We start from the raw sequence: 6,711 nt of genomic DNA on the forward strand, positions 1-6,711 counted from the left end.
AAATCCTACCACCACACTCCCTTTTTAAGAGTAAGCTCTCCTATTGCAAGTAATCATTCAGGATTCTACCATACTCCAAGAATTGGAGATGAAGTGATTATTTCTTTCTTAGATGAGGATATAGATAAACCTTATATAAGCGGAAGCTTATATAATGGATATAATCCTAGTTTAGTTAATCTCCCTTATAATGACCACCAAACTTCCCTTTCTTCTAAAACCATAGGTGTCAATGAAGAAGGGTATAATGAACTCACTCTCTCTAATATCAAAGACAAAGAACAAATCTATCTTAAAGCCGAGAAAGACTATGATGAGTTAATCCAACATAACTTCACACAAAGAATCCTAAACAATAAAGATTCCATAGTTAATGGAATCTATAATGAAAGAATTAAAAAACTTCATACGCAAACCATAGACTTAGCTAAGAATGTCAATATCGGAGGAGAATACTTAATCAATGTTGCTCTCTCAAAAGATACCCAAGTAGGACTTAGTAATACTCTAAATGTTGGAGTAGATAATAAACTAAGAGTTGCAAAAAACTCTAGTGAATACATAGGAGAGGATAAAGAGATTGAAATAGGCTCTAATCAAAACACCATTATCCACAAAGATGAAAATAGAAATGTAGAGGGGAATAAAAAGGAAGTGGTGGGGGGACATTATGATATACAAAGCGCAAAAGAGTTTAACCTAACTTCTGAAGAGCAAATCAATGTTACTTCTAACCATAATATTTTATTTTCTACCCAAAAATCCACAGGATTTGAATCTGATAAAAACCATACTGAAATGGCGGATAATATTGCTATGGAAGCCAAAACAAATATTGAGGAAAAAGCGGGTAATCAAATAAACTTTATTGTAGGAGAAACAACCATAACTGCTAAGGGAGATTCTGTCATTATCAAGGCTGGTGGCGTAGAAGTAGTCATTGATTCTAAAGGATTGCTTGTTAAAGGTGGAGAGGTTAGAGCGGAGTGAGTGAAATTACAATTAGAGCGGTAGAGAACATTAGCAATCTACCCATAGAGGACTTAGAATTATTTTTGGAAGAAGCCGATACTAAATCAAAATCATTAGGCAAAACAAATGGAGATGGTTTAGCTGTTTTTACAGTGGATGATTCAAATAAATTTCGGCTTTATGCAGTATGTTTAAACGAGCAGAATCATTATAAAATCGTCCCTATGTATGATAGATGTTTAATATCTCATAACGCCATTGATGAGATTCAAGAATTAAGATTCTACAAATATACAGATGTATTTAGGATAAATCTATATTCTAAAACAGGGAGATATTGTTTCCAAAAAGGAGACAAAGTAGATTTTAAAGCCTATTATCCCGACCATATAGAAGATAAAGATATTAAATGGGCTTATACTTGTATATCTAAAGACCTTACCCTAAAAGATGTCTTACAAAATAAAAAACTCACTCAAGGCGATGAGGAAGAATTAGAACAATATCCTGCAAAATGTTTAAACAATGCAAAATACTACACACTTAAAGACAAAAACAATCAAGCTTATTTAGGTAAAGAAGTTAAAGATTATGAAATTAACAATATGATTAATGATTCTAAAATGATAATCTTTGCTTACACTAAAGAACCCTTAGATGATGTTTATACAGAACTTGTCTTAGGTGATATTATACAAATTTCTATTGATTGTTCTATGCAAGAAGCTTTAAATGCCAAAGATGAAGTATCTAAACTTGGCTGGACGACAAGCTATGTTTTACAAAGACTATGGCACGACAATCCTAGAAATGCTACTAAAATTTCACAACTCAAATATAAAAACGCTCAAGAATTATGCCAAAGCATAGAAGATGAGACAATGAAAGCCTTAATCAAACAATATGCTCCCGATATAGAGCTAAAACCCTTTGAGATAAAGCAATTAAATAAAGCAAGCATAGACCCTTGCAATTTTTATGTAGAGCTTGACTGGGATGAGTTTTATTTAAAATTTCCTTTAGTAAAAGAGAAAAAGGAAGAATTGCTAGAGATAAAGCTAGTTCAAGAGGGGTTAAGTAGGGGTGATGATGTTACTAGAATATACAAGAATCCCAATCCCCACCTTTCAGATAGTGTAAAAACCCATATAATTCAAAACCTTTTTCATCAACAAAGGCTTTGTAGAAACAACCCAAAAGAAAATTGTCTTGATGATACAGGCATAAGCAATACCAAACAAGATTTAAAATATTACTCTCAACTTAAAAATATTGCCGATATAGAAGAACTTGATTTAATCGTCCATACAGAGAATATTAAAAATGCCAAAACAGAGACAGAGCTTACCTTTAGTGTCTATCCTAAAGACAAGTTTTTATCCATACACGATGAATACAAAAGAATTGACACTCTAAGACCTTATGATATAGATAAAGCCACTATGCAACAAGGTGTGGGTATCAGTGATGAAGATTTTGGGTGGAAACTTGCCTCCCTTGATGAGCAAACATCAGCACAAGCTCTATCCCTTTATGCTTGCACAGGAAAGTTTAGTATTTATTATATCCCTAGTAAATTTTTGCTTAAAAAAGAGCATAATAAAACTTATGTCTATATAAAAGAGCTTTATGCTTATATTTGGGATACTTTTGACTTTGATGATGAGGAACATAAGTATTATGATAATAAAGAACATAGCGATGAAAATATTGAAACATTAGGACAGCCTGTGGGAACTTGGAATTATAAGGAGATGAGATTTGATTTCAATCATTCTGTAAGGCAGATGGCGAAATACACAAACAACACTTTTAAATGGAATGAGCTGAACTCTTATGTAAAATGGGGTGGAGCTAGAGTATTTAGCCAAATAGAAAATACTAAAATCCATTTTGCTGAAATAAGGGGCAATTTTGTTAAAGGAAATATCTTGTCGGCAATTACGACAGAATCTCATTCAAGAACTATTGAACTCCACGAAATCCCAGCCCTTAAAAAACAACAAATCTACCCTTTATATAATCAAGACTACCAAAACTACAAGAAAACCTTTAACAAAGGCTTAAACTTTAGAGTTTTTTCTAAGGATAAAACAAATGATAAAATTCATAAAGGATTCTATATTCTAAAAGTGCCTGATGATAAGGCTACACAAGCATATTTTAAGGTGGAATTATGATTTGGTTGATATTAACGCCATCATTTTGGTTTATAATAACTATTCTTGCTTATATAGCTTACGCTGTTAAAAATAAGGAATTTTTAGCTTTTACTTTAACTCCTGCTTTTTGGAAAAGTTTTTTCTTGGGATTTTTTGTAGGATTTTTTTTGGGTGGAATTTTGTCTTTTGAGTTACCACTTTTCATATTTTCTATTGTATTTTCTATTGTATTTTCTATACTCAAGGCTATTTTTCGTTCACAAAAAATAGTTATTTTAGACACAAAGAAGAAACATCAACGAATAAATTTTGCTTTTATGTGTGGTATGGGTATTCCATTTGTATCTTCAATTATTTTTTCCTTTCCCATTGCGTTCATTCTTTATTTCCTTGACAATAATAAACATGTATTCTTTTGACTACTATAAAACCTTTAACAAAGGCTTAAACTTTAGAGTTTTTTCTAAGGATAAAACAAATGATAAAATTCATAAAGGATTCTATATTCTAAAAGTGCCTGATGATAAAGCAACGCAAAAATATTTTAGGATAGAATTATGACTTGGTGGAATTTAGGTGTAGCTGGTGTCCTTTTTATTTGTTATTTGATTTATGCTATCAAAAATAAGGAGTTTTTAGCTTTTACTTTGAGTAAGAAATATTTCCTTTCTTTGTTTTTGGGTATGTTTTTGGGTATGTTTTTGAGTGTATTTTTGGGTAGTTTGTTGAGTGCAGGTGATAGAATGCTCAAGTTCATATTATATTATTTAGGGGAGTCTATAGTATTTGCTATAACATTTTCTCCTTTATTTGCTATAACATTTTCTGTAATATTTTCTATAGCAAAAAAGATAAGGAATGTAAAAAATATTGAGATAGAAACAAACAATAAATTTTTTAATATCAATCTAAGATTTATTTTGCTTGTATGCCTTTTTTTATTTTTTATAACAGAACCTCATTTTTGGTTTGGAATAATACTTTTTGTTGGTAGCTTATTATGACATCACAACAAATCTATCCCCTCTACAACCAAGACTACCAAAACTACAAGAAAACCTTTAACAAAGGTTTAAACTTTAGAGTGTTTTCTAAAGGCGAAAGAAAAGACAAGATTCACAGGGGATTCTATGTATTACAAGTGCCTGAGGATAAAAATACACAAGAATATTTTAGAGTGGAGTTGTAGATGGGCGGTGGTGATGGTTTAGGCTTTATTAAGGGCTTTATTGTCATATTGATGTATGGCATTGGAATTATTGGGCTTTTTTGTAGTTTTATTTTTATGCCAATTCTAATGTTACTCAAAACACAATTACGCAAAAATAAACATTTTTTTACTTTTCTAAAACTTTCTATTTTTATATTATTTGCTTTTTAGCTTTATGTGTGGCAAGTTTTATAATTACCATAATGCTTGATATGACTATTAATATCGGACGAGAAAGAGTATCTGGATTTTTATCTCTTATTAGTCATTTTAAGATACATGTATTTATATTTGCTATTATACTTTGTTTGGTGCCATCTTTGGCTATTTATTTTTTGATTAGATTAAAGAGCTCAAAAAGAATATCTTTTGACACAAAAGATTCCTTTATGGTAAGTAAAAAATCAAGCTTTTTATTATCCCTTAAAATATTCATTATATCTACGATATTCTTCATAACTTCATTCTTTGTGTATCTTGCGGTTATCATAAGCGTTTTGATTTTAATGGATGGTTTAGATAGCTATATCAAGGCAATGTAAAGGATGAGAGATAAATTCATTAGCTACGAAATCCCAACTCTTAAACAAGACCAGACCTACCCCTTATATAACCAAGACTACCAAGATTATAAACGAACTTTTAACAAAGGCTTAAACTTTAGGGTGTTTTCTAAAGGTGAGAGAAAGGATAAGATTCACAGGGGATTCTATGTGGTAAAAGTGCCTGAGGATAAAAATACACAAGAGTATTTTAGGATAGAGTTGTGAAAGTTTGGCAGATTTTTCTCGGTATAAATTCAGTTTGTCTTATAATTATTATTTTTGTTTATATTACTTATGCTATCAAAAATAAAGAATTTTTAGCTTTTACTCTCACTCCCCCTTTTTGGAAAAGTTTTTTATTAGGACTTTTTGTGGGTATATCTACCCTTAGTATTACTCAAGCCATTGGTGATTGGAAAGGTGGTGTAATATTTTTTTGGGAGTATTTATTTTTTTTGTGCCTTTTTTTGTGCCTTTTTCTTATACTAAAAGCCATTTTTCACTCACAAACAATAGTTAATTTGGACACAAAAAAGAAGTATCAACGCATAAATTTTGTTTTTACTTGTGTTATGGGTATTGTATTTGTATTTTCAGATGCCCATATTTTTCTTATTCTGTATATTGTTTATTTATTTATATAAATTGAACCTAAAAACAAACAAAAAAAGTTTTACAATCAAAGTTTTTACTTTAACTTTGTTATCCTCATTGCTTCAATTTTTCTCTTATTGTCCGATTTATGTTATTATATTGACTTTTTTCTAAAGTAAGACATTATAAAGATAAAGGCAGTTATGAATATACCAAGTGATTTTATTGTTGATTATGACCCACATAATCCCAATCCCCACCTTTCAGATAGTGTAAAAACCCATATAATTCAAAACCTTTTTCATCAACAAAGACTTTGTAAAAACAACCCAAATGAAAATTGTCTTGATGATACAGGCATAAAAAACACTAGAGAAACCTTAAAAGACTACTCTAAACTTAGTAATATTGCTGATACAGAAGAGATTGATTTAATCGTCCATACAGAGAATATTAAAAACGCAAAAACAAAAACAGAACTTACCTTTAGCATTTATCCTAAAGACAAGTTTTTATCTATACACGATGATTATAAAAGAATTAATACCCTAAGACCTTATGATATAGACAAAGCCGCTATACAACAAGGCATAGGTATTGGTGATGAGGATTTTATACGGGAAGTTCTCCCTTTCAATAAACAAGCACAAGCCATAGCCCTTTATGCTTGCACAGGAAAGTTTAGCATTTATTATATCCCTAGTAAATTTTTACTCAAAAAAGAAAACGATAAAACCTATGTCTATATTAAAGAGCTTTATGCTTATATCTATGACACTTTTGACTTTGATGATGAGGGGCATAAATATTATGATGATAAAGAGCATAATGATGAAAATATTGAAGCACTAGGACAACCTGTGGGAACTTGGGATTATAAAGAGATGAGATTTGATTTTGAACATTCTGGAATGCAAATAGGACAATATTTGTTGTCTGGTTTTTCCAAGAATCGGTTAGATAAAACAATAAAAATGCTCGACATTCCAACTCTTAAACAAAAGCAAACCTACCCCCTTTACAATCAAGACTACCAAGATTATAAACGAACTTTTAACAAAGGTTTAAACTTTAGAGTGTTTTCTCGAAAAGACAAAGAACACTCCAACCTTAATGCTTCACAATCTATTGCCACACTTCACGCTCTCTTAGAAAATCAACAAGTGCAATGCTTACACGGAGGGGTAGTAATCCTAAAGTCTCATAAAGGAAAAACCTTTAAAGACAA

The 6,711-nt window shown here is 30.8% G+C and carries 8 protein-coding genes; all 8 read left to right on the forward strand.

Annotation, left to right across the window (positions count from 1 at the left end; translation table 11 throughout):
- Positions 1-990 (forward strand): phage baseplate assembly protein V (locus tag MKD52_RS07990; RefSeq protein WP_242099922.1); only part of this gene is annotated, 990 nt, incomplete at its 5' end.
- Entirely contained in the window at positions 987-3,152 is a 2,166-nt protein-coding gene (locus MKD52_RS08690; protein ID WP_242099923.1) for a DUF6402 family protein, read from the forward strand. The genes MKD52_RS07990 and MKD52_RS08690, both read left to right, overlap by 4 nt.
- Complete coding sequence (locus MKD52_RS08000) at positions 3,149-3,553, forward strand: hypothetical protein (protein ID WP_242099924.1); 405 nt, start codon at positions 3,149-3,151, stop codon at positions 3,551-3,553. The genes MKD52_RS08690 and MKD52_RS08000 overlap by 4 nt, the downstream gene beginning before the upstream one ends.
- Positions 3,554-3,691: 138 nt before the next feature.
- Positions 3,692-4,138, forward strand: a complete 447-nt coding sequence (locus MKD52_RS08005) for a hypothetical protein (protein ID WP_242099925.1) — start codon at positions 3,692-3,694, stop codon at positions 4,136-4,138.
- A complete protein-coding gene (locus MKD52_RS08010) occupies positions 4,135-4,323 on the forward strand; it encodes a hypothetical protein (protein WP_086289952.1) in 189 nt (62 codons plus the stop codon). The genes MKD52_RS08005 and MKD52_RS08010 overlap by 4 nt, the downstream gene beginning before the upstream one ends.
- On the forward strand, positions 4,324-4,515 hold the full coding sequence (locus MKD52_RS08015; RefSeq protein ID WP_086289949.1) for a hypothetical protein: 192 nt from the start codon (positions 4,324-4,326) through the stop codon (positions 4,513-4,515).
- Positions 4,516-4,889: 374 nt separating this feature from the next.
- Complete coding sequence (locus tag MKD52_RS08020; protein WP_086289945.1) at positions 4,890-5,114, forward strand: hypothetical protein; 225 nt, start codon at positions 4,890-4,892, stop codon at positions 5,112-5,114.
- A 572-nt stretch (positions 5,115-5,686) separates the two neighbouring features.
- Positions 5,687-6,711, forward strand: a 1,025-nt coding sequence (locus tag MKD52_RS08025; RefSeq protein ID WP_242099926.1) for a DUF6402 family protein, incomplete at its 3' end; no start/stop codon positions are given.

This window comes from Helicobacter sp. CaF467b, assembly GCF_022664765.1.
Lineage (GTDB): Bacteria > Campylobacterota > Campylobacteria > Campylobacterales > Helicobacteraceae > Helicobacter_D > Helicobacter_D colisuis.

Bases quoted from the DNA above. Each gene is read 5' to 3' on its own strand.
- MKD52_RS08015 (WP_086289949.1), top strand. From the start codon at position 4,324: ATGGGCGGTGGTGATGGTTTAGGCTTTATTAAGGGCTTTATTGTCATA.
- MKD52_RS08000 (WP_242099924.1), top strand. From the start codon at position 3,149: ATGATTTGGTTGATATTAACGCCATCATTTTGGTTTATAATAACTATT.
- MKD52_RS08020 (WP_086289945.1), top strand. From the start codon at position 4,890: ATGAGAGATAAATTCATTAGCTACGAAATCCCAACTCTTAAACAAGAC.
- MKD52_RS08010 (WP_086289952.1), top strand. From the start codon at position 4,135: ATGACATCACAACAAATCTATCCCCTCTACAACCAAGACTACCAAAAC.
- MKD52_RS08005 (WP_242099925.1), top strand. From the start codon at position 3,692: ATGACTTGGTGGAATTTAGGTGTAGCTGGTGTCCTTTTTATTTGTTAT.